Source organism: Acinetobacter proteolyticus (assembly GCF_000367945.1).
Classification (GTDB): Bacteria; Pseudomonadota; Gammaproteobacteria; order Pseudomonadales; family Moraxellaceae; genus Acinetobacter; species Acinetobacter proteolyticus.
The window spans coordinates 1,262,972-1,286,867 of record NZ_KB849179.1 but is presented as its reverse complement, the minus strand read 5'-3'; the positions used below and the strand labels follow the sequence as shown (position 1 = coordinate 1,286,867).

At 41.4% G+C, this 23,896-nt stretch carries 25 protein-coding genes; 9 read left to right on the top strand and 16 right to left on the bottom strand.

The features are described 5' to 3' along the window. Window positions 1–231: 231 nt before the first annotated feature. The 3 genes from F993_RS10680 to F993_RS10690 all read left to right on the top strand — a co-directional run bounded on the left by F993_RS10680 (window position 232) and on the right by F993_RS10690 (window position 2,862). A complete protein-coding gene (locus F993_RS10680) occupies window positions 232–669 on the top strand; it encodes a CopG family ribbon-helix-helix protein (RefSeq protein WP_004654007.1) in 438 nt (145 codons plus the stop codon). Window positions 670–751: 82 nt separating this feature from the next. Then, on the top strand, window positions 752–1,783 hold the full coding sequence (locus F993_RS10685) for an ABC transporter substrate-binding protein (RefSeq protein WP_004654006.1): 1,032 nt from the start codon (window positions 752–754) through the stop codon (window positions 1,781–1,783). Window positions 1,784–1,839: 56 nt separating this feature from the next. Further along, window positions 1,840–2,862, top strand: coding sequence for an ABC transporter substrate-binding protein (locus tag F993_RS10690; protein ID WP_004654005.1), 1,023 nt, complete (start codon window positions 1,840–1,842; stop codon window positions 2,860–2,862). A 67-nt stretch (window positions 2,863–2,929) separates the two neighbouring features. Here the strand turns inward: F993_RS10690 and F993_RS10695 are convergent, their stop codons facing one another. From F993_RS10695 to yiaA, 10 genes are all read right to left on the bottom strand, one after another. Then, window positions 2,930–3,808, bottom strand: coding sequence for an NHL repeat-containing protein (locus F993_RS10695; protein ID WP_004654004.1), 879 nt, complete (start codon window positions 3,806–3,808; stop codon window positions 2,930–2,932). A 42-nt stretch (window positions 3,809–3,850) separates the two neighbouring features. Next, window positions 3,851–4,939 (bottom strand): isopenicillin N synthase family dioxygenase, encoded by a 1,089-nt coding sequence (locus F993_RS10700; protein ID WP_004654003.1) that lies wholly within the window; start codon window positions 4,937–4,939, stop codon window positions 3,851–3,853. A gap of 493 nt (window positions 4,940–5,432) precedes the next feature. Continuing rightward, complete coding sequence (locus tag F993_RS10705; protein ID WP_004654002.1) at window positions 5,433–6,308, bottom strand: hypothetical protein; 876 nt, start codon at window positions 6,306–6,308, stop codon at window positions 5,433–5,435. Further along, entirely contained in the window at window positions 6,305–7,321 is a 1,017-nt protein-coding gene (locus F993_RS10710; RefSeq protein ID WP_004654001.1) for an isopenicillin N synthase family dioxygenase, read from the bottom strand. Before F993_RS10710 ends, F993_RS10705 begins: the two co-directional genes overlap by 4 nt. Window positions 7,322–7,374: 53 nt before the next feature. Next, window positions 7,375–8,253 (bottom strand): ABC transporter ATP-binding protein, encoded by an 879-nt coding sequence (locus F993_RS10715; protein ID WP_004653999.1) that lies wholly within the window; start codon window positions 8,251–8,253, stop codon window positions 7,375–7,377. Between the two features lie 2 nt (window positions 8,254–8,255). After that, complete coding sequence (locus tag F993_RS10720; RefSeq protein ID WP_004653997.1) at window positions 8,256–9,191, bottom strand: ABC transporter permease; 936 nt, start codon at window positions 9,189–9,191, stop codon at window positions 8,256–8,258. Between the two features lie 170 nt (window positions 9,192–9,361). Next, window positions 9,362–9,616: a YfhL family 4Fe-4S dicluster ferredoxin gene (locus tag F993_RS0119700; protein WP_032812473.1), complete on the bottom strand. Its 255-nt coding sequence runs from the start codon at window positions 9,614–9,616 to the stop codon at window positions 9,362–9,364. A 1-nt stretch (window position 9,617) separates the two neighbouring features. Next, window positions 9,618–10,985, bottom strand: a complete 1,368-nt coding sequence (gene trhP / locus F993_RS10725; RefSeq protein ID WP_004653995.1) for a prephenate-dependent tRNA uridine(34) hydroxylase TrhP — start codon at window positions 10,983–10,985, stop codon at window positions 9,618–9,620. Window positions 10,986–11,130: 145 nt separating this feature from the next. After that, a complete protein-coding gene (locus tag F993_RS10730; RefSeq protein ID WP_004653994.1) occupies window positions 11,131–11,559 on the bottom strand; it encodes a hypothetical protein in 429 nt (142 codons plus the stop codon). 236 nt (window positions 11,560–11,795) lie between these two features. Beyond that, on the bottom strand, window positions 11,796–12,263 hold the full coding sequence (gene yiaA, locus F993_RS10735) for an inner membrane protein YiaA (protein WP_004653993.1): 468 nt from the start codon (window positions 12,261–12,263) through the stop codon (window positions 11,796–11,798). 238 nt (window positions 12,264–12,501) lie between these two features. On the opposite strand from yiaA, the gene prfA reads away from it, so the two are divergent. Together prfA and prmC are read left to right on the top strand one after the other, a co-directional pair. Next, window positions 12,502–13,590: a peptide chain release factor 1 gene (gene prfA / locus F993_RS10740; RefSeq protein WP_004653992.1), complete on the top strand. Its 1,089-nt coding sequence runs from the start codon at window positions 12,502–12,504 to the stop codon at window positions 13,588–13,590. Next, complete coding sequence (prmC, locus tag F993_RS10745; RefSeq protein ID WP_004653991.1) at window positions 13,590–14,405, top strand: peptide chain release factor N(5)-glutamine methyltransferase; 816 nt, start codon at window positions 13,590–13,592, stop codon at window positions 14,403–14,405. The genes prfA and prmC overlap by 1 nt, the downstream gene beginning before the upstream one ends. Here prmC and F993_RS10750 read toward each other — a convergent pair. The 4 genes from F993_RS10750 to F993_RS10765 all read right to left on the bottom strand — a co-directional run bounded on the left by F993_RS10750 (window position 14,402) and on the right by F993_RS10765 (window position 18,126). Further along, complete coding sequence (locus F993_RS10750; RefSeq protein ID WP_004653990.1) at window positions 14,402–15,247, bottom strand: ABC transporter permease; 846 nt, start codon at window positions 15,245–15,247, stop codon at window positions 14,402–14,404. The two genes, prmC and F993_RS10750, sit on opposite strands and share 4 nt — an antisense overlap. A 3-nt stretch (window positions 15,248–15,250) precedes the next feature. Further along, window positions 15,251–16,225: an aliphatic sulfonate ABC transporter substrate-binding protein gene (locus F993_RS10755; RefSeq protein ID WP_004653989.1), complete on the bottom strand. Its 975-nt coding sequence runs from the start codon at window positions 16,223–16,225 to the stop codon at window positions 15,251–15,253. Between the two features lie 194 nt (window positions 16,226–16,419). Beyond that, complete coding sequence (locus tag F993_RS10760; protein ID WP_004653987.1) at window positions 16,420–17,052, bottom strand: FMN-binding negative transcriptional regulator; 633 nt, start codon at window positions 17,050–17,052, stop codon at window positions 16,420–16,422. Between the two features lie 15 nt (window positions 17,053–17,067). Next, on the bottom strand, window positions 17,068–18,126 hold the full coding sequence (locus F993_RS10765) for an AraC family transcriptional regulator (protein ID WP_004653986.1): 1,059 nt from the start codon (window positions 18,124–18,126) through the stop codon (window positions 17,068–17,070). 143 nt (window positions 18,127–18,269) lie between these two features. On the opposite strand from F993_RS10765, the gene F993_RS10770 reads away from it, so the two are divergent. Next, a complete protein-coding gene (locus F993_RS10770) occupies window positions 18,270–19,040 on the top strand; it encodes a 3-hydroxyacyl-CoA dehydrogenase (RefSeq protein ID WP_004653984.1) in 771 nt (256 codons plus the stop codon). Between the two features lie 150 nt (window positions 19,041–19,190). Beyond that, entirely contained in the window at window positions 19,191–19,763 is a 573-nt protein-coding gene (locus tag F993_RS10775; protein WP_004653983.1) for a hypothetical protein, read from the top strand. 39 nt (window positions 19,764–19,802) lie between these two features. On the opposite strand, the gene F993_RS10780 is transcribed toward F993_RS10775, so the two are convergent. Together F993_RS10780 and F993_RS10785 are read right to left on the bottom strand one after the other, a co-directional pair. Further along, the gene (locus tag F993_RS10780; protein ID WP_004653982.1) at window positions 19,803–20,378 is read right to left on the bottom strand and encodes a flavin reductase family protein; all 576 of its coding nucleotides are present in this window, start codon (window positions 20,376–20,378) and stop codon (window positions 19,803–19,805) included. Between the two features lie 56 nt (window positions 20,379–20,434). After that, window positions 20,435–21,454: a helix-turn-helix domain-containing protein gene (locus F993_RS10785; protein WP_004653981.1), complete on the bottom strand. Its 1,020-nt coding sequence runs from the start codon at window positions 21,452–21,454 to the stop codon at window positions 20,435–20,437. Between the two features lie 278 nt (window positions 21,455–21,732). Here F993_RS10785 and F993_RS10790 point away from each other — a divergent pair, with 278 nt between their 5' ends. Next, window positions 21,733–22,749, top strand: coding sequence for a lipase family alpha/beta hydrolase (locus tag F993_RS10790; protein ID WP_004653980.1), 1,017 nt, complete (start codon window positions 21,733–21,735; stop codon window positions 22,747–22,749). Between the two features lie 79 nt (window positions 22,750–22,828). Next, the gene (locus tag F993_RS10795) at window positions 22,829–23,860 is read left to right on the top strand and encodes a lipase secretion chaperone (RefSeq protein ID WP_004653979.1); all 1,032 of its coding nucleotides are present in this window, start codon (window positions 22,829–22,831) and stop codon (window positions 23,858–23,860) included. The last annotated feature ends 36 nt before the right edge of the window (window positions 23,861–23,896 follow it).

Sequence of the window (23,896 nt, the reverse complement as noted above, 5' to 3'; positions counted from 1 at the left end):
CTATTCACACGGTTTTTTCTACTTTATTTGGCTAAAAAACTGGCATAGATACTGCATTAAATATTACGAATTATAAATTTGGTATTACTCAGACTGAGGTGGTTATGAAAACGCAATCAATCCTAATTCAGTATTTCAAAGTTGCAGCACGCTGTTTTGCCAATTTACTGAGCGTCAGAGCAGGTCTGTATGTAAAGCAAACCGACCTTCCTAAACAGTAGTCTGAACATTATGAATGCGCGTCCTAAACTGACCCGAATCAGTATTACTGTACCTGAAAAGACGGTTGAAGCCTTAGATCAAACTATTGTTGAAGAGCATTATGAAAGTCGCTCTCAGGCGATTGTTGACATGATCAACAAGCATCTAATTGCTGAACAGGCACAGCAAAATGCAGTTATGGTCGGCACACTGACTTTGCTCTATGATGCCAGTTGTATGCCATTGCGTATGCAGCTATTGGATTTACAACAGAAATTTTTAGAACAGGTGATCAGTTCATTACATATTCAACTGGATCAACAAAAAATATTGGAAGTCATGCTGTTACAAGGTGGTAGTAATGATCTTAAACAGATTAGTCAGCAATTTACCGCCTTAAAAGGGGTGATTAAAGGGCATCTGGAACTCATGGATGCCGTGATGCCACCCTTACAGCAAAATGAATAGGTAGCGTCGGCATTGGTATTGTCGCAAAACGTGGGATTCAGATGTTCTTTGGGCAAAATTTTCAAAAAGATATGGGGTGATTATGAAGCAAGCAATAGCAACTTTATCTGTTTCAGTGCTGTTGGGACTGGGCCTTACAGCGTGTGATAATTCGGCCAAGGTACCAACAGCGGAGAAAGCAACCGAGGCCAAAGATGTGGCGTCCATGACACCAATGACGATTGGTTATAGTGATTGGCCGGGCTGGGTGGCATGGCAAGTGGCGATTGAAAAGGGGTGGTTAAAAGATGCAGGCTTAAATGTTGATTTTAAATGGTTCGATTATTCAGCTTCAATTTCTGCCTTTGCGGCCAATCAACTGGATGCGGTGTTTATTACCAATGGGGATAATTTAGTCAATGCCTCCGGGGGAAGCAAGGGCATGATCATTATGGTGACAGATTATTCTGCGGGTAATGATGTCATTATTGCCAAGAATGGTATTAACAGTATTCAGGATTTAAAAGGCAAATCGATTGCTACAGAAAAAGGATTGGTCGATCACCTGTTGTTATCGACGGCTTTGACCGATGCCAAGATTCCATTCTCAGATATTAAACTGGTCAATTCTGTGACCAATGAACTTCCTCAGGTGTTTGGCAGTCAGGATATAGCTGCGATTGCAGTATGGCAACCCGTTGCCAATCAAGCTCTAAAAGCCGTCGCAGGTTCCAAGATTATTTATAGTTCCAAAGATAAACCAGGCTTGATTTACGATACCCTAGCGGTAAATCCAAGTCATTTATCTGCGCATAAAGAGGATTGGAAAAAGCTGATCCAAGTGTGGGATAAAACGGTGAAATATATCCAAGACCCTGCCACACACGCGGATGCGGTAAAAATCATGGCCAATCGTGTTGGTGTTGATCCTCAACAATATGAGCAATTTATTGAGGGGACGCATTTACTGGATATTGCAGCGAATAAGAAAGTGTTCCAGAAGGGAACAGGCTTTGACTCGATTTATGGTTCGACCTATCACGTCAATCAATTCAATGTCAGCAATGGCATTTATAAAACTGAAGTGGATGTAGATGGCTTGATCTATCCAGCTTTGGTAGATGAGTTGAAGTAAAAGCTGTTTATAAATAAGGGGCTACTGTAGTTTTAAAGAAATGATGGAGTTATTGAATGTTCAATAAGATTTATCTGCCTATATTATTTTGTTCTGCAATTTTATTTGTAGGTTGTGATAATACCGCTAAGATTCCACAACCCAATAAAGACAGCATAGCCCCTCAAAAAGATCAGCCTATTACGATTGCATACAGTGAGTGGCCTGGTTCTTTGGCTTGGCAAATTGCTCAAGATAAGGGATGGTTTAAAGAGGCGGGTCTGAATGTTGAATTGAAATGGTTTGATTATTCGGCATCATTACAAGCATTTATGGCAAATAAACTTGATGCAGTTGTTGTGGCGAACGGGGATAACTTTATTTTGTCGACAGGTGGTGCTCGTCCTGCCATTATCATGGCGCATGATTATTCAGCAGGGAATGATGTCATCATTGCGAAATCAGGCATAACTTCATTACAGGGTTTAAAAGGTAAAACGATTGCATTGGAAAAAGGTTTGGTCAGCGATTTACTATTTACTACAGCGATGCAGGACGCGGGTCTTAATCCTAAGGATGTCAAAGTCACCAATGCAGCAACCAACGAGCTTCCACAAATTTTTCAATCTCCTGATATTGCTGCGATCGCTTTGTGGCAGCCGATCGCACATCAAGCTTTGGCGAGTGTTCCTGATGCGAAAATTATCTATGATTCCAGTAAAAAGCCTGGACTGATTTACGATACTTTGTCGGTGAATCAAGTACACTTGCAACAACATAGAGAGGAGTGGAAAAAAATCATTCAGATATGGGATAGAACGGTGAATTATATTAATGATCCTGCTACCCGTCAGGATGCGATTCATCTCATGGCGAAACGCGCTTCAATTGATCCAGTTGCATACGAACGGATTATGAAAGGAACGAAGCTACTTAATCTTGCTGAGAATAAACGTATTTTTAAAAAAGGATCGGGGTTTGACTCGATTTATGGTGCTTCTTACTACGTCAACCAATTTAATCTTCGTCAGGGTTTATATGCTCAAAGTCCAGCAGTTGAGCAGTTAATTAATCCGAATCTGATTGAGGAGTTGCCATAATTTTTTTCAATTTTGATGACGAAAATAAAGGCTGATTATTCAGCCTTTGGTTGTTACTTAAATAGGTTTAATTTATTGGAATGATCCAAATCTTATCAATGTCATGTGCCGTGATCCATAATTGGTGATCACAAGTACAAATTGCACCACTTCCTGCGGCTTGTCCATATTGAAAAACCCTTAAAATTTCTCCTGAGTGTTCATCTATTTCAATCAGTGGAATACGGGTGCTACGAATCCATATTTTGCCATGACTTGCATGTATATCGCCACCATCACCGTGTGCCAATGGAGGCAGTTGAATGGTTTTGATGCACAAGTTTGAATGAGGGTCAATTTGGCTGACTGTGCCATATGTTTGATTCAGTGTCCAAATTGCTTGTTTACTGGCGCAGAGAAACCATGGTTGTTGGTCAACTCGAATACAGTGGCTGACTTGTTTAGTGAATGGATTGATTCTTTGAACGCTATTCTGTTTGGGATTGGTGAGCCAGAGCGAATTAAAAGCATAGCAAAGATTATATGACTCGGCTAAGACTTGGATGTGATGCGTGATGCGATTATTGGCTGGGTCAATTTGGCAAATCAAGCCATTCGCGCAAGCAACCCAAACACCATTGGGGTCAGCAGCCAAGCTGAATTCACCACTTAAATCTGCTAAACCAGTGGGAATAACACTAAGTACTTGACCTGAATCTGCATCGACACGGTAAACTGACTGAGTGGATAAGCTTGCGACCCAAATTGAATCAAAAGCATAGACTGGAATACCGGCAGCGGTTGGGACTGCTGCTTGATAGATAGGGGTGAGTCGATCAAAACAGAATTTCTGTAAGCTATTTTGATTGGTTGCCCAGACAAACTGATGGTCTGTGGTTAAAAAGTCAATAAAACCAGAGATATCTCGATTTTGTTGAGCGACTTCCTCTATATCAATATATTGCATATAAACCTCAAAATCGAAAATAAACTTGTTCAATAACGCGACTTAGTTATTATGGGAATGTTTACCAAAGTTTAAGTTTGGTCCTGTTAAGGTGATCTCACCTCGTTGAATCATCCTTTGCATATAACCAAAGACTTTGGCACTAACTTCAAAAAGATGTTGACCTGCGATCACTGGAGGATATTTTTTTACAGCTTCAGGTGTCGCGAATTGAGGAAGGGGCTGAATGACAACATCATAGTCACAAGCAAAAAATAAAGGAAAAGCATACCGTTCTTCACTGACTTTTCTTACACGATGTGAGGTTGCAGTAAAACGTCCTCCGCTGAGTGCTTCGGTCATATCCCCAATATTAACGACGAATGCATTTTCAACTGGTGGTGCATCAATCCATTTTCCTTCCGAGTTGACGACTTCTAGTCCGGGCGCTGTTGGCAATAAAATGGTGAATAGTTCCATATCTGTATGTGCTCCAAAGCCAAGCACATCTTCTATATCAGGATTGTGTGCATAGTGCATTAAGCGTAATTGAGAGGTTGGCTTATTGACCAAACGATTTAGATCATTTGCATTAAGTCCTAATGCCAGTTCAAAACCACGGAGTAAAGTGCGTCCCAATTGAATGACGGCTTGATAATAGGCATGAACATCTGTTTTAAAATCTGGAAGATCTGCCCAGACATTGCTGCCATGCATTGGTTTTCCTGCAACGACATCAGGATCGTCTTCTGGGAGGTCCCAACTTAAATCAAAGGCTTCTTTATTATCGGTTTTATTGATACTTCTATCGACCTCTACACTACCTTGCATTTCAGTACGTTCTTCACCAGGTGGGACATAGCCCCGATGTTTAATACCGAAATTTCCTGCATAGTATTTCATTTTCTCTGCTGTAGGCAGTGCAAAGAAAGCTTTTGCTTGGGACAGTAGCTTATCGATTTGTTCCTTTTGAATATGGTGCCCAGTAATATAGAAAAAACCAACATGTTCTGCTGCATAACCGAGTTGGTTCGCAACTTGTTGCTGAACAATTGGATTGTCACTGTATAAACCCGTGATATCGATGACAGGAATATGCTCAAATGCTCGATGGGAAAGCGTGTGTTTTTCTTCTGTAATCATATCATTCATAAAATATTGCTCACTTTTTTAGATTGGTCGTCCAACCATTGGGTTTTAAGCTATTGATACAGGTCGTCCTGAAGCTTTATATCTCATCGTTGTTAGTTACTATGACTGACAGGTGCCATACATGCTGACAATATTGAATGATGTCTGGGTAAACACCTGTGGTAATACCAATTCAATAAAATGTAATACTAAATTAGCAATTTTGATGCCAGTATGAATGCTCAACAGTAAAATCATAATGTGATGTGTTGAATAAAGAGAGTAAGAGACTGCTCGGTCTAGGAAATTGAATGTACCGAGGGAGATAATATCGATGAAGGTGAAACCTTATTTATCCTGCTTTGATGGATGAGTTGAAATAGATATTTTGTGGTATAAAAAATCGCTCCTAATAAGCGATTTTTATATTCTCAAACTCTAAACCAACAGGACGATTGTGATAGAACCCTTTTCCACAATCGTCCTTGTCTAGATCAATCACATACAAACAAGATCAGTAAGTCCGTATGGCATTTTTTAATAAATGCTTTTGTTCAGCAGCCAGCCATTGCTGTGTATCCGTGGTGGTTGCGGTTGTGGTATTAAATACAAAATCAGGTTGATACATATCCAGATGAAAATAAAGTCGATACAGTTCACCTTCAATCTGTTTTAGTTGGGTCAGGGTATTGGCATTTTCTATTTCAAAATCATCGAGTGAAATTGATTGCTGCAAACGACTGGTGATGGTACTAAAACCAATATGAGAACCATTTAAAGCAACCGAGACTTCATAGCTTTCAATTGCTTTTAGATCATTTTCAGGATGATCAATTGAACCATTTTTCAGTTGATTTTGTTGTTGGGGAAGGCGTGATTGTGCATAAGCCATGTGCTGATCGCTGATCATCAAGCCACCGTCCATAGGTACTATCTTTTGCGTTGCCACATTTTGCATCTGGAATAATCGTAAACCGAGCAATAAGCCCTGCTGAGCCTGTTGCCGCCAATCCTCTACATACGCATGCGAAGGTGAAAACTCTAAAATACTGTTACCGATTGGATAAAGCTTGGCGGGTTCAGGCCATTGAATATGATTCTGATAGTTTTGATGAAGCTGCCAAGAGAGTAATTCTCGATCTGAATCCCATAAAGTATCGCCAATCCAGCCTTGTCGCTCATGCACCGCAGTTTGATTGGCATCGATCAATCGGAGGTCAATGCTGAAAGATTTGGACTGAAACCAATACACAATAGTTTTTTCATCCGTCATGCCATTGAAGAAGCTGATACTTTTACGTCTAAAACATCCCAACAAATAGCGTGGTAAGGGCAAGTGGTCATCAATCACTGTCGGCTCAAGTTGTGCTAATAGGTTCATTAGATTCATTCGCTTGCACCCTGTTCATTTAACCCAAAGGAGTACAGCGGACGGGCATTCTCAAGTACCAACTCACCCGATTCAATCCGTTGCTTGAGATACATAAAGGTTTGAGCGGTTTGATTAAATAGATGTTCACCGCCTTTCATTGGCGGATATAAAGGTGCTTCATTTGGGATCAGTGGTTGAATGAGATAGTCATAATCACAGGAGAAGAACAGCGGAAAAGAGTAACGTTCTTGTTGTACACGTCTTACACGATGCTTGGTTGCCAGATAACGACCGTTGGATAAGATCTCCATCATGTCACCAATATTCATTACCATGGTGTTTTCAATTAAGGGAATATCGATCCATTCACCTTGTTTATTCAATACCTGTAAACCTTCAGCCGTTGGAAATAAAAGGGTAAAACATTCATAGTCGGTATGTGCCCCAATACCTGATTGATCTTGTGCTTCGGGATTGTAAGGGTAGTGAATCAGCCTCAATTGGCTTGGCGCATGCTTTGAATGCGGTTCAAAGAAGTCTTCATTCAAATCAAGCGCTAAGGCAAAAGCTTTAAATAGCTGATTTCCGATGGCTTTGATATGTTGATAATAATTTAAGACGGTGTGTTTAAAGTGAGCATCTTCAGGCCATAGTGTTGGGCCGAGTAAAGGACGACGATGTCGTTCACCAAGATAGTCATAATTAATGTCATAAGATTCTTTTAGATCATAGACATTGGCTTTGAATTGTTCTTCGCCGATTGGCACATAACCACTATGATTTTCGGATAGACCAATATAATGTTGCATTTTAGTGGCTTGGTCTTGGCTAAAATAATGCTGCGCGGTTTGTTTTAACTGATCGAACAGTTCGGGTTGAAATTGCTCCCCCTGAATGTATAAGAAGCCAACGTCTTTACAGGCTTGATCAAGTTGCTTCACCACCTGTTTGCGATCTTCTAAACTCGTGCTGTTGAGGAGTGAAATATCAATTAAGGGCAACACATAATCATGGTTCATGAGATTCACCATTGGCTGGTCGTCCAGCAATAAATGAAGCGTATTGGGTCGTCCCAAACGCTATTTTATTTCTGTGTACTCATTTGGGTCATACGTGGAATTTTAGGTAAATCTTGTAGCGCAGGGTCGAGTTGGTCCTCTTGGTGATGCACCAACAGATCAACTCGCTGCCGTAGTTGTTTAAATTCAGGCGACTGCATCAATTCCATGGTTCGTGGACGTGGTAAATTGACCTCAATAATCTCTTTGACCTCACCCGGATTGGCTTTTAAAGCCACAATGCGATCTGCCAGTAAAATGGCTTCATCCATGTCATGCGTGACAAATAAAATAGTGATATCAATATTTTGCCACAAGTCCATGAGATGCTTTTGCATTTTTTGTCGGGTGTAGGGATCAAGTGCCCCGAAAGGCTCGTCCATCAATAAAATCTTGGGCTCATTCACTAAGGCACGGGCAATGGCGACACGCTGTTTCATCCCACCTGAAAGTTCATGTGGAAACTGATTTTCATATTTTTCTAAGCCAATAATATTGATCCATTCACGCGCCATTTCTTCGGCACGAGTTTGACTGATGCCTTTCATCAAAGGTCCAAACATCACATTTTCTTTGACGGTTTTCCATGGGAATAAGGTATAGCCTTGAAACACCATGCCACGTTCTGAACTCGGGCCTTTAATCTTGTGTCCTTCAACCAGCACCTCACCACTGTGGTAGTCATCTAGACCTGCAACCACACGACTTAAGGTTGATTTTCCACAGCCAGAAGGACCAATCACACAGACAAACTCACGTTTATGAATACGCAAATCAATCTGGTTGAGTACGATTCGTTCAGATGTGCCATGCTGAAAAATTTGCGTCAGTTGCTTGGTTTCCAACATCACGGGACGCGTATAAATATGCTCAAAATATGCTTTGGCATCAAAATTATCCGCCATATTTATACTCCCTTTTTCCATTTAAATAGGTATGTGCCGAGTTTCATTAAAATCAAATCACACAACAGTCCAATCACCCCGATAATCAGGATGGCGGCATAAACATTGTCAAAGTTCTGATAACGCGCTTGTTGAGTAATGAACCAGGTAATTCCTGAGGTTGCACCAATCAGTTCTGACACAATTAAATAGGTCCACGCCCAACCGAGTAAAACTCTTTGATCACGATAAATGTCAGGCAGTGCCGCTGGGATTACCACATGAAACAGGCTTTTAAGCTTATTGGTGCCTAGTGTATAGCCTGCTTCAACCAAGCCGCGATCAACCATTCGGGTGGTATTGGCAATGATCAAAATTTGTTGAAATAAGGTACCAATCACGATAATGGCAATTTTCGGGGCATCATTAATACCTAAAATCGCCACTGCTAATGCCCCAAAGGCAGGTGCTGGCAGGTAGCGAAAGAACTCGACAAAGGGTTCAGTGAGCTTGGAAATGGTATTGGAAAAGCCACAGAGGATACCAAGCGGCACACCGATCAATGAAGAGATAAAAAACGCCGTAAATACAATTTTGATACTGTGCCACAGGCTTTGATGTAACCAAGGTGCATCAGCCTGTTGCGGGGGCGTGGTAAATGAAGTGAAAAGTGCTTTCGCCACTTGATGCGGAGCAGGCAAATAAATTGGATTGACCAGAATACCTGTAGGCGGTGTTTTACCTTGATTGACTGCATCTTGAGCCTCTGCATAATAAGCCTGCTTATCTATTCGGATGCCTGCCTGTAGATAAGTGGCTGAGCCTGCATTGGTAATTTGAACTTGTGGATGCCAGATAAAAGGTAAGTAACTGACACAGCTCCAGATCAGGATGGGAATCAGAAAAGATCCCAAACTTAAGTAAAGCTTCTTCCTTTTTGACAATACTGAATGATGCATAGGCGCACACCCGTAGTAATACTAATTGAATAAAACGTAATACTAATTAGCAATTTTGATGCCAGTGCGGATGCTGAATCGCAGAATCAGGATGAAATACTGTCAATGAAAAGGGAGATAGGCACTTTGTAATTTGATAGCGATGCTTGAGCCTATCATTTAGTGAGTTCTTAATGATTGAATAGATTAAGATTGTTGAATTTTATCAGCAGTTGATCAGGAGATTCCACCCGCGCTGGGTCAGGCTGAATACAATCGATGGGACAGACAGCGAGGCAGGTGGGTGCTGTGTAGAAACCGACGCATTCAGTGCAACGTTCTGGGTCGATTTCATAGACTTTTGCACCTTCATTAATCGCTTGATTAGGGCATTCAGGCAAGCACATATCACAATTGATACATGCGTTGGTAATTAACAGTGCCATATTAATCTGCCGAATAGGCAAGCGCTGCAGATTGCAACTCGGTTGCGGCGTGTGGCAGATTGCGAATCAAGAGTACATATTCAATATTAATCTCAGAAGAGAATGGTATTTCGACGATATGTCCTGAACCCTTGGCACTTTCAATGGCATTGCCTTTAAGATCGCGCATTTGTTCTAATTTGAAGTTGATATTGCCTTTGGGTGTCATTAACTCAAGTGAATCACCAATCACAAAGCGGTTTTTAACCTCAATGCGGATATAGTTGCCATGACGTGCAATGACTTCACCGCAAAATTGTTGATAGTCAAAATGTGATGAACCATCGGCATAATTTTGATAATCGCTATGGATATGGCGTCGCAAGAAACCTTCGGTATAACCACGGTTTGCCAATCCTTCAAGTTGTGTCATCAAGCTAGGATCAAATTCTTTACCTACTAGCGCATCATCAATGGCTTTGCGGTAAATCTGTGCAGTACGGGCACAATAAAAATAAGATTTGGTACGACCCTCAATTTTTAAAGAAGCAACACCTATTTGAGTCAGACGATCGACATGCTGTATTGCGCGTAGGTCTTTAGAGTTCATGAAGTAAGTGCCATGCTCATCTTCTTCAGCGGCAAACATGTCTTCATTATTACGCTGCACCAAAACAGTTTGCGCCGTATTAGTGTTGTTCGATGTCTGTGTGCTACATTGCTGTTGAGTAGCGACCTGCTGAACAGGAATGACATCCCCATTGGTATCTTCTTGTGCGGCGTGGATTTTATAGTCCCAACGACAGGCATTGGTACAGGCGCCTTGATTGGCATCACGTTTATTCATATAGCCAGATAATAGGCAACGTCCTGAATATGCCATACATAGTGCACCATGTACGAACACTTCCAGTTCAATGTCTGGGACTTGTGTTTGAATTTCTTCTATTTCTTCGAGTGAAAGTTCTCGTGACAAGATCACGCGACTTAGACCATAGTCTTTCCAGAATTTTACTGTGGCCCAATTGATCGCATTGGCCTGTACCGACAGATGAATCTGCATCTCAGGGAAATGTTCACGTACTAACATAATCAAACCGGGATCTGACATAATCAGTGCATCGGGTTGCATGGCAATAATCGGTTCAATGTCTCGAATAAAGTTTTTGAGTTTGCTGTTATGCGGCTGGATATTGACCACCACATAAAATTTTTTGCCAAGGGCATGTGCCTCATCAATCCCGATTTTTAAATTGTCATGGTCAAATTCATTGTTACGCACGCGTAAGCTATAACGTGGTTGGCCTGCATAGACCGCATCGGCTCCATAAGCAAAGGCATAACGCATATTTTTAAGTGAACCAGCAGGAGAGAGTAATTCAGTATTCATGATGCAGCATAAAAGGCATATAAAAAATAAGGAATTATTTTAGAAAGTTCAGCACAAGGATTCAACCTAGCATTTTGCTCAGGATTTTATCGATGTTTAGGGGAAATATAGACCATAAAAAAGCACCCGAAGGTGCTTTTTAGAATTAGTGATGACGATGCTTTCTTTTCTTCTTGTGTTTTTTAGATTGGTAATTGTCGTAGTCACGGTCTTGACCGACTTTACGACCTAGAGCAGCACCACCTGCCGCACCCGCAGCAGCACCAATATAACCACCTGTAGTGCCACCTAGGTTTTTGCCGACAGTATAACCACCAACACCACCTAAACCACCACCAATAGCAGCTTCTGTACGGGTACGTTTGCTACTTGCAGCCGCTGCACCACCAGCACCACCAAGTGCAGAGCCAATCATTGCACCGTTATTACCACCGATTTCTTTACCTACCGCAGTACCGACCACACTACCCAGCGCAGACGTTGCAGCAACACGGGTTGCATTATCAGCATGAGCAGCAGTAACCAATGATGAGCTTGCAAAAATAGCAGCACATAACCAAGCATTTAATTTCATTTTTGACTCCGTGTCCGAAACCAAGCGGACCTCTTTTTCATGGCTGCAAATGTAACAAAGTTTGAGTATGAAAGTATGGAGAACCTTTTCTGAATTATTACTCTTTGGTGTCTGGATTGTAGTGTTTTGTTTCTAAAAAAAGAGAAGAATGTGAGTAAAGTTCAATTAAACAATTAGATAGCCAATAGTTGCACAAAAGAATGAAACCGTATTTTAAGGTTCCATTCATTTTTTAATTAATCTAATTGATCGTCTTTGTTGTTTTGTTCTTCAATTCTGAGCTGTCGCGGATTTAGTTCGGTTTGTAAACGTAGATAGTTTAAGTCACGGATATTCTTTTGCGTTGCGACTACGCCAAACAGACTTAATAAGAAGGACATGATGTAAAAGCCTTTTTCACTCATGGTCAGATCTGCATTCCATAAGCTCACCAATAATAGACCAATACAGACCGCCATCGAAGCCCAACATAGTCCATAGTAAATCGCCGTAACGGGAATTTCTTCAAGTTGGTCACGAACAGTTTTCTGTAAAGAAGCCGCGGAAAAAAGTCCGTAAAGCAAGATCACAAGATAATAGCCTTTTTCATGCAAGGGCATATTGGCATTCCATAGACCAATCATAAAGCCAACGCCACCTGCGAGTAAGGCCACCCAGCTTGCAGCAATAAAGGCCGAGGTGGGGCGGTTTATAAAATTATTCATAGATTATCCTGTTGTTTTATCTTTCTATTTGTCCTTCATTATTTATATATAAGCCTTGATCAGAGAACAAGCACTGAAAACTAAAACTGAACAATTTGTGATGAAATGGGTGAGGAATAGTAAGTTCCCCTGATTCTCTATGTCTTTTAAGCAGTAGAGTCTGTAAACTATGCGCAATTTTTTGATTTTGCTCGTGCTTCATTGGCACTGAGTCTTTAGATTTTGAGATATTCCGCCCATGAAAGCATCACTCCGTTTAAGACTCGATCAACTTTGTGATCGTCACGAAGAGCTGACTGCATTACTCGCTGATGTAGAAGTAATTTCGGACAATAAACGTTTTCGTAAACTGTCCCGTGAACATAATGATTTAACTGAAATCACCGAGGTTTGGAGCAAATATCGTCAAGCGGAAGAGGATATCGAAACGGCTGAAATGATGAAGTCAGATCCTGATTTCAAAGACATGGCCGAGGAAGAAATCAAAGAAAATAAAGCACTTTTGGTTGCGCTTGAAGAGCAGTTAAACGTGTTGATGATTCCGAAAGATCCAAATGACGCCAACGCTGCCTATCTTGAAGTGCGTGCGGGTACAGGTGGTGATGAAGCTGCGATCTTCTCAGGTGATTTATTCCGTATGTATAGTAAATACGCTGAAACACAAGGTTGGCGTATTGAAGTGCTTTCTGAAAATGAAGGTGAGCATGGAGGTTATAAAGAGATCATTTGCCGTATTGATGGTGAAGGTGTTTATGGTCGCTTGAAGTTTGAAAGTGGTGCGCACCGTGTACAACGTGTTCCTGCGACTGAATCACAGGGCCGTGTGCATACTTCGGCTTGTACCGTTGCGATTCTGCCAGAAGTCGATGTAGATACCACCGTCGAAATCAACCCTGCCGATTTGCGTATTGATACTTACCGTGCATCAGGTGCGGGTGGTCAGCACATTAACAAAACCGATTCAGCGGTGCGTATTACCCATATCCCATCGGGTGTGGTGGTGGAATGTCAGGAAGAGCGTTCACAACATAAGAACAAAGCCAAAGCGATGGCTTTGTTAGTCTCACGTTTAGAAAATGCGAAACGTGCAGCAGCGGATGCAGCAACCTCAGAAATGCGCCGTGATTTGGTCGGTTCAGGTGACCGTTCTGAGCGTATCCGCACTTATAACTACCCGCAAGGTCGTATGACCGATCATCGTATCAACCTGACCTTATATAAGTTGGATGCGATTATGGAAGGTGATTTAACTGAATTGCTGGATAGTTTGCATCGTGAATATCAGGCGGATCAGTTGGCGATGCTTGCACAGGAAAATGGCGGCTAATGAATATTGCTCAAGCCTTAGAGATCAAAGGTGAAATTGATAGCTATGAACGTCAAGAGGCGGCATGGCTACTCGAACATATTTTGGGGATTAATGCCTTAGAACTTAAATTAAGACTTGAGCAAGAATTGACTGAAATGCAAGAGCAAGCTTATTTAGATGGGCTGGCTCGTATTGAACAAGGTGAACCTTTGGCCTATGTTACAGGTTCACAACCGTTTTGGACGCTCGATTTAAAAGTCACCCATGACACTTTAGTGCCGCGTCCCGATACTGAAATCCTTGTGGAAACGGTATTAAAACTGCCATTAAGCTCACAAGCCAATATTGTTGACCTAGGTACGGGAACAGGTGCAATTGCTTTGGCACTGGCGAGTGAGCGTCCACAATGGCAAGTGACAGCTACTGATATCTATGCGCCGACTTTAGCGGTGGCTCAGGATAATGCTGTTCGCCATGGTCTCATGCAGGTCAATTTTGCTTGTGGTGCTTGGTTTGAGGCTTTAGAACAGCAACTGTTTGATCTGATTGTATCGAATCCGCCATATATTGATCCTGACGATGTGCATATGCAAAAGCTCAAGTCGGAACCTGAGCGTGCTTTGATTGCAGATAAGCAGGGTATGGCAGATATTGAAATCATCATCACCCAAGGTAAAGACTGGCTTAAACCGAATGGCTGGATTGTGCTTGAACATGGTTATGACCAAGGACCAGCAGTATGTGAAATCTTTGAACAATTAGGTTTTGAACAGATCCAAACCATCAAGGATTATGGTGGCAATGATCGAGTAACATTGGCACAGTGGGTTTAAGTCTGTTTGTGGATGGTATCGCGCCAACGTAATAATCTATTTTCCAGTAGTTTCATCAAACTGTCGGATATTTTTCCAAGCAAAGCCAATAAAATAATGGCAATGATCACAATATCTGGGCGTGAAGTTTCTCGTCCATCACTCAATAAATAACCAATTCCTTGGGTTGCGGCAATTAGTTCGGCTGCAATCATAAACATCCACGATAAGCTCAAGCTATTGCGTAAACCTGTCAGAATTCCAGAAGACGCGGCAGGCAACACAATGGAGATAACCCGTTGCAATGCATTGAGGCGATAGACCTTTCCAACCTCAATCAGTTTTCGATCTACATTATGGATGGCAGCGACCGTATTGGTATAGGTCGGAAAAAATGCACCTATCGCAATCAGCGTAATTTTAGAGGATTCATCAATCCCTAACCAAAGTAATAATAATGGAATCCATGCAAGGCTTGGAATGGATTTAAGTGCGGAAAAAGTGGGTTCTAAATAGGCTTCCACTTCTTTACTTAAGCCGACCCAAATCGCAAAAATTAAAGCTAAACCACTACCGAGTGCAAAACCGACGAGCACCCGCCAAGTACTGATGTAAATGTGCTGCAGTAAGTCAGATTGAGCCAAATCCCAAAAAGATTGCCACAAGCTACTGGGCGCAGGGAGCAAATACGCTTCGATATCGCCATTTCTAACTAAAAATTCACAGAGTATTAACAGCAGACTAGGAAGTAGCAATGCTTTTAGCCAGCGAATGAAGTTTGGGCTAAAAAGCTTTTTAGTTGTTTGTGCGCTTTGCTGAGCTAAAAAATCTGTTAGCCCAGCCTTGTGACTTGAATTGCGCATGGGTTATTTCACAACTTTTTGAGCAAAACGTGGATCAAGTAGTTGATCAACCACTTGATTGACATCGGTGCCTTTTCTGACTAGATCTTCTTCCGTCAGGATTTTTCCTGATCTTTTCAGGGCTTGGGTTTGTGTAGCTGAAGGAATGTTTTGCTCAAAGTTAGTACGGCTCAACTGTAATCGAGCAACAGCTAAAGGCAGTTTAGCTTCGCGGGCCAATAATGCCGCAACTTTATCTGGATTGGCTTTGGCCCATTTTCGTGCTTGTTCGTAGGCTTTAATCACCGCCTCAATGGCTTCAGGGCTTTGTTTACTAAATTCATCTTTGACACTCAAGACGCTATAACTATTGAATCCTACATTGCGATACAGCAATTTAGCACCAGATTGAATTTGTGCAGACGCCATTAAGGGGTCTAGTCCCGCCCATGCATCTACTTGACCACGCTCTAATGCTGTTTTGCCGTCAGGGTGTTGTAAATGAACCAATTGAACATCACGTTTATTCAGCCCGACTGTATCCAATGCCTGTAGCGTAAACAGAAAAGGATCTGTGCCTTTGGTCGCAGCAATTTTTTTGCCTTTAAGGTCTTTTAAGTTTTTGATTGGAGAGTTTGCTGGAATGACTAGTGCTGTCCACTCAGGTTGGCTTTGAATATAGACCGTCTTGATTGGGCTGCCGTTGGCACGGCTAAGTACTGCTGCTAAACCCGCCGTTGAAGCGAAATCAATACTATTGCTATTTAAATACTCTAGAGAACGATTACTGCCTTGGCTAAACACCCATTTAATTTCGGTATTGGGAAGGGCTTTTTCTAGCAGTTTTTGATCTTTCACTACTAAGCTGGTTGGCGCATAGTAGGCATAATCAAGTTTAAGCGTGTTTGGAATGGCAGCAAAACTGGAGGATATAAGTACCGTAGAGAAGCCTAAAGCGAATAAAGTTTTAGAGATAGGTAATTTAGAAAGGAAAGACATGAGCTAAATCAGCGCCGTATAATGAACTATGAGCGATCTTTACATGTATTACAAAGCATCCCAACTGAGTTATTTTGATTTAGAAATCATGATAATAGATAAAAATCAAATCAGTCTCAAAACATTATTTTTATTCACCAATAATGTTGATTATTGTGCTGGGCTGCTATTGAAAATATAGTGATATCCTCAGCTTAATCCTCGATATATTGCTGTACTGCATTGGCTAAACGGCTTTCACCTTGTTGTTGTAGCCCGTCTACCACGCCTAAAGCATCTGGCTTTTCCCGATTTTGGCTGAGTTTAAATTTACCTGTGATTTGTGAAATCGGAATTTCGATCCCGACAATGCCTTGCAGTTCCTGAGCAATATATTCGCTGGGTGCATCTGACATTTTCCAAGGCGTTGTTTGTTTGGCTTCATGAGTACGTGTCAGTCTGGCCAAGATACCGCGTAAAGATTTTTCGTCATGCAGGAAATTGATGCTTCCTTTGACATGGACGACTTGATAGTTCCATGTGGGTACATGTCGATGGTGTTGTTGCTTGCTTGGGTACCAGTTCGGTGAGATATAAGCTTGCTCACCCTGAAAAATAATCAAGACCGCTGCACCATTTTCAATTTGAGTGTGTAGTGGATTATTCTTGGCAATATGTGCAATCAGTGCTGCTGTTTGGCTGTGCTCATCACGCAATAAATGAAAGGGCAAATGATTGGCTTCCAAGCCTTCCGCACTATGACTTATCAGCGTGGCAAAAGGGTAGTCCTGAATCAGTTGGTATAATTTTTCAAGATCTGTTTCTTCAAATATTTCAGGCAAATACATTGTCTACTCCTTCGATTATTCTAAATGACCCAAACGTTTCTTTTTATTGGGTGAAGACTTCCTATAGCTGCCTGGACTGACTCCTGTCCATTTTTTGAAGGCGCGATGGAAAGCACTGGGGTCATGGAAATGTAAATCATCACTGATGTTCTGAATTGAATCATTGCTTTTACTCAGCCGTTCAATCGCGATATCACATCGAATATCATTTTTAAGCTGCTGGTAACTGACACCTTCTTGTTTTAGGCGACGTTGAATAGTGGCAGTCGACATATTCAATTGCTGGGCAATCTCTTTCAGTTCATCCCATTGTGATGGTGGCTGTAACAGCAATTGACGGCGGATCTGCAAGCTTAACGAGTTCTCATTCTTAAAACGTACAATCAGGTTATAAGGCGTGTGCCTTAGAAAATCTTTGAGTGCTTGTTTATCTTTTTTGATTTTATGCTTGAGATAATGCGCGTCAAACTCGATTTGGTTTTGCTCGGCATTAAATTGAATGTTCTCGCAAAAACGCACCCGATAATCTTGTATTTCCACAGGAGGGTGGCATCTAAAACTCATTTTATGAAAGCCAATGCGCTGATCACTCAACCAACACATCAAACTATGCACCAACATTAAATAGGTAGAATAAGTAAACATCCGTTTCGGGTGCTCACGATCATGCAAGATCAGATAGGCTTTGGCGCCACGTTGTACCAATTCACCCCGAATATCATCCAGCACCAGACTTAAAAATTTTAAAATCTCGTGGATGGCTTGCTCAAGAGTTTCGGCATTGAAAGCTAGTTTTGCTAGTAGGCTATAACTGCCACGGCGCATGGGGTGAGTATCCATACCCAGAAACTCATCATTCATACTTTCCGCAAGCTCGACCCATAACTGCGCACATTGTGCCACGGGAACTCGTGCCTTAGAGGAGGTTAATAGCTCTGCTGAAATACCTGCTCGATTGGCGATATTGACAATATTCAACCCACGACTTGCCGCAACACTCAACGCTTCACGAATTAAAGCATTTGAAATGGTGTCCTTAGCCGAATTAAGATCGAGGTTGAGATTTTTGTTCATATATCAATAAAATACAGGAGAAAAATGAAATCGAATGCTCAAAAGCCGCAGCAAATTTGCTACTTTTTGAAATTGTATCGGAAAAAACTTGCCTTTAGGCTTAGTTATAAAAATTTATATCTTTAATTTGATAGGAAACGTAAATGAAAATTCAGGGAAAACATTTTGTTATTACAGGTGGCGGTTCGGGTCTAGGTGCAGCAACAGCAGAATATTTAGTTGAAAAAGGGGCTTCTGTCACTTTGGTTGATATGAATATCGACGCTGGGGAACAACAAGCACAGACCTTAGGTGCCCAAGCAGAATTTGTAAAACTGGATGTGACTGATGAAGCTGCGGCAGAGCAGTTTTTTAAAGATGTATTGGCGAAACATGGCAGTGTATATGGACTAATTAACTGTGCAGGCATTGGCCCATCTGCAAAAGTGGTTGGCAAAGAAGGCGTACATGATTTGGCCATGTTCTCAAAAACCTTGCACATCAACGTGACGGGTACATTCAATATGCTGCGTTTTGCTGCAGATGCGATGAGTAAAAATACCGTTGCTGAAGGTGATGAAGATCGTGGTGTGATTGTGAATACCGCGTCAGTGGCTGCCTTTGATGGTCAGATTGGACAAGCGGCTTATTCGGCATCAAAAGGTGCTGTGGTGGCGATGACTTTACCGATTGCACGTGAGTTAGCGCGGCATGGTATTCGTGTCATGACTATTGCTCCAGGGATTATGGAAACCCCAATGTTGAAAGGCTTGCCTCAAAATGTGCAAGATGCCTTAGGACAAATGGTGCCTTATCCATCACGTTTAGGTCGTCCAGAAGAGTTTGCACGTTTAGTGGCACATATTGCTGAAAACTCGTATTTGAATGGTGAAGTGATCCGTTTGGATGGTGCAATTCGTATGGCGGCGAAATAAATTTTGTTCTAATAAAGATCTCAAGATCTGATTTTATGTAAAGCCGTTGTGAATCTCATAGCGGTTTTTTCTTTGGTATTTGATATTGTTTCCGAATCGATTTCGTTTTAAGGTCGAATCAGAATATTGATCTGGATGATAATAACAACGATGAAAGCGATGATATTTTTATCTGCTGCAATGGCGATATCTTTAGCAGGCTGTGTGGGGAGTATGAACCCGACGGGTGGTAACTCAAGACCGAATTATCCGTACTATGTGACACAGCAACCGATGCTGGTTAAAAAAATCTATGTTCCAGCTGGAACGACCTTGGTCTACAAGGAACAGTATTTCAAACAAGGCAAGCAGCCCGAGATCATGTCAGAAAATAAACTGACTGATATTCGATTGCCCATTGGTCAAAGCATCGATTGGGGTGGTGTACCAGTCACCATGATTTCACAGTTTTTTAATTCAGCTATGCGCGGCTATTCTTTGTATCCCGATTTTAAAAAATTAGATGCAGCTAAGAGAACCAGATTTTCTCAGCTATGGCAGCGTTGTGATGATGATCTAGGCATCAGCATCAAAGATCGAAAGGATTGGTCATTTAATAAAGCCAATATTGCTGATGTGCAAAGCTGTAGCGGTCTTTATCAACGTTACTTTAAAAAAGATGAAGAACAGCAGCAGTTTTTAGATCTTATGTATCATGAGTTGATGAAAATCAATGATCAATAAAAGAGGCAAAGCTGGTTTTGCTTTGCCCTATATTAAAGACTATTTGGCCTTAACTTCATCCCCAATCAGATAAAATGTACCGCCTGCAATGTAATGCAGGCTGCGCAACGCTTTACTGGCCTCTTGAAAGTGCCAATGACCATCACGAAATACCCGTGAATCAGCCCAAGCACCCACCACCGAGCCGATAAATAGATCATGCGCTTGTTGATTGTGTGGTTCTGGAATCACTTTACAGATCAGCCAAGCCAGACTACCTGCTACCAGTGGGACAGGAAAATCATCTTGGTAAAACAATTCAGTTTTGCATTCTTCTAACTTACTTGGATGATCAAACTGACTAATGCTTCCAAGTTGATGCACCATATCAATTTGCGCAAAGCAGGGCACTTGCAAAGCAAAATAACCACTTTGTTCCACCAGTTGGCGAGTCTTGGTACTTTTATCCAAGACCACAGTGACTTTGGCTGGGGTAAGTTCCAATGCACAAGCCCAAGCCGCTGCCATGACATTGCGCTCTTGCTCATACTGAGCAGAAACCAAAACTGTCGGGCCATGATTGAGCAGTCGATAAGCTTTAGAAAGTTCAACAGCGGTAATTTCTGGCTGACTCATAAAACATCCACAAGATTGAGACATCGCTCCATTGTTGCATAAACTTCCCTAAAATTTTATTCAATTTCCCAACGTTTATAGGCACGATTAAAACTTGAAAGAGAGGAATACCCCAGCTTTTTAGCAAGCTCATCCTTGGTCAGAAAAGGATTCAGCATCAGTTTTTTGGCTTTCTCCTTTCGGACTTCATCATACAAGGTTTGGAAGCTGATCATTTTTTCTTGCAACATGCGCTGTAAAGTTCTTTTGGTCAGGTTTAGCTTTTGAGCAACTTGATCAATACTCAATAAGCCTTCTGTTTTATCATCAATTAGATATTTGACCCGTTGTAAAATATCTTGTGTCGCAAGCAGTTCATCCAGCTCTTTCTGGCACAGTAATTTAAACTTTTCTGCTGTGAGTGGATCGGCCATACTGAGAGGCGCATCAAGAAAAGTTGCAGCAGCAATTAAGCGGGTATAAGGCTGCTGATAACGTATTTCTGCGAAAGTCGATGTTAAAATGTCACTAAAACGAGAAAAATACGCTGGATATTTACATTGTAGATCAACACTTGGCTTGAAATCTGGAATAAAGAAACGGACTAAATGTACAAAACCGGTCAGAAAGAAAATACAGCTAAATTCATAGGCTTGAGTATCTGATTCATCATTAAAATTCAGTAAGGAACGATCATAGGCAATGCTGTAATAGGCGAGCCCATCTTCAACTTTAAAATTTAAGTCGACAAATGAACATTGCAAGCTGACAAATTGATTAATGGTTTCAATCGCTTCTAAGGCATTCTTTGAAATGGCAACAGTAAAACCGAGTAAGCCATGTGAACTGATTTTTAACTGGGTTCCTGCATAAAAACCGATGCCTTGTTCTTGTGTTAACTCAATGGTTCGAGCAATCACTTTTTTAAAGGCATTCAGGCTGATCTTATCATTGAGATCAGATAGTTTATCGATTTCAACACCTGTGCCCCAAAATAAGGTTTCAGCTGAAATATTCCATCCTGATACCACCTCACTCAGTAGATGTGCATAAGAGCTACTAATAAAATGCTGATTATGAAGACGGGGAATACTCATAGGACGAAGTAAATTCCATTTTAAAGCTGATCCAATTCATTCTGAAATTAAAGCAGAGTGATGGATTTGAAAATGTGCATTCATCGGAATTTTTTCAATCCAGCGTAATTTTGGCACGAATTGTTATGATTTTGGCACAGTTTGTTTTAGTCTAAAAATCACACAATATTGCGAAGGAGTATAATTTTTTCCAGTCGTTTGTATGCTCGGAATGATTCCAGATACGAAGAAAAAGACTAAATCGTTGTAATAAAAATGAAAAATGCTAGGAGCAAAACGTGAAGAAAAAATATTTAAATGTCATGGCGCTAATGGCGGGCATATTGGTGAGTAGTGGATCTGTGGTACATGCAGGTTTGTTCGATTTTTTTGCACCAAAGGCATCATGGCAAAACTGTAATGTGAACTCTTGTTCAGTCGGCGGTAGCACCAGTGTGACATCAAGTTATGCGAAAACCAAATATCCAATTCTATTGGCGCACGGGATGGCAGGTTTCTCTGCTGTGGGCCCTTTGCAATACTGGAATGGTATTACAGAAGACTTGGTGGGTAATGGTGCAAATGTCTTTGTTGCACAGCAAGCTTCTTTTAATTCATCGGAAATGCGTGGTGAGCAATTATTGCTGCAAGCGAAGCAAGTATTGGCAATTACTGGTGCGGAGAAAATTAACTTAATTGGACATAGTCATGGCTCTCAATCGGTTCGTTATGTCGCAAGTTTGTTGCCGAATAAAATTGCGTCAGTCACAGCAGTAGGTGGCCCAACCAAAGGTTCAGATGTTGCAGATGTGGTTGACTCAGTGGTTAAGTCACCTGTGGGTCCAGCATTGGCACCCGTGATCGCAGCAGGGGTGAATGCCTTCTTCTCGTTGGTGGGGATTGGTTCAGGGCATTATTATGATCAAGATGCACTGGCTGGCTTAAACTCATTAACCACTAGCGGTTCAGCAAACTTTAACCAACGTTTTCCAGCAGGTGTACCAACCACAGCTTGTGGTTCAGGAACAGAACTGGTCAATGGTGTACGTTATTATTCATGGAGTGGAACCAGTCCATTTACCAATGCTTTAGATCCAATGGATTATGCATTAACAGCAACTTCTTTACTGATTTCTGGTGAAAATGATGGCTTGGTACCACGTTGTTCGAGTCATTTGGGCACCGTGATTCGTGATAATTATGCATTTAACCATTTGGACGAAGTGAATCAGATCCTCGGTTTAGTTGGTTTCTTACAGAACCCAGTAACCCCTTATCGTACTCAAGCAAATCGTTTAAAAAATCAAGGTTTATAATTCATTTGCCAAAGGAGCAATCCGTTGCTCCTTTGGTTTTAACGGTTCAATGAAAGAATGAGAAATAGAGCAAGGGATGATGAACGGTAAATTTTTGAATAATAAAACCATCAGTATAGTTTTAATCGTATGTTTATTGCTCTTGTTGGCTTTAATCTATTGGATATTTAAACCAGATGCTCAAAATACCCAGCATGCGCCGAATCAGCAGGCTCAATCACAAATTACAGAAAATAGCTTAGAGGCGAGTGCGCGAAATAATCAAAAAGTCAAAATGCCTGAATTGGCCTCTTCATTGCGAGGCACCGAAATTGACTGTCCGATTCAGGTCGATGCCAATGGTAAATTGATTTTAACCGTTGGAATTCGCAGTTGTTTTGATTATTTCTTTTCTAGTTTAGGTGAAAAAACTGAAACAGAACTGATTGCCGATATTCGACAGTATCTCAGTGCGACTTTACCTGACACGGCTTCAAGTTATGCCAGTTATCTGCTAGATCAATATGTCGCCTATACCCACGCTTTGAAAAATATAAAACCGACGGGTAATTTTAAAACTGGTGATATTGATGGTTATCAAAAAGTGATTGAGCAGATGTACAAAGTACAACAGCAATTTTTTAATGCCGCTGAGATCAATGCTTTATTTGGCAATGAACGTAATTTGAACCAGTTTAATATTGATCAAATGCGTATTCATGCCAATAAAACCCTGACCGCTCAACAAAAGGCGGCTGAGTTGGCGAAATTGATTGACCAACTTCCAACAACATTGGCTGATGGTGTTCGGGTTTCGATGCAATTTGCTGAGTTGCAGCAGTTGACTCAAGAAGTTCGGGAAAAGGGTGGTTCAGCACAAGAGCTTCGTAATATGCGTGAAAGTTTATTAGGGCCAGAAGCGGCAGATCGTTTAGAGAAAGTCGATCAAGAAGAAGCTGGATGGCAAACACAGGTCAATGGTTACTTGGCAGCACGTGACCAGATTTTAAAGAGTGATGCCACGGATGCCAGTAAGCAGCAGTCAATTGATCAGTTGCGTAATCAATCTTTTGGAACTAAAGAAGATTTATTAAGAGCGCAGTCGTATGAAATGATGCATGATCGAAAGTAGAGTCAAAGTAATAGATGGAAATATAATCGGTAATCA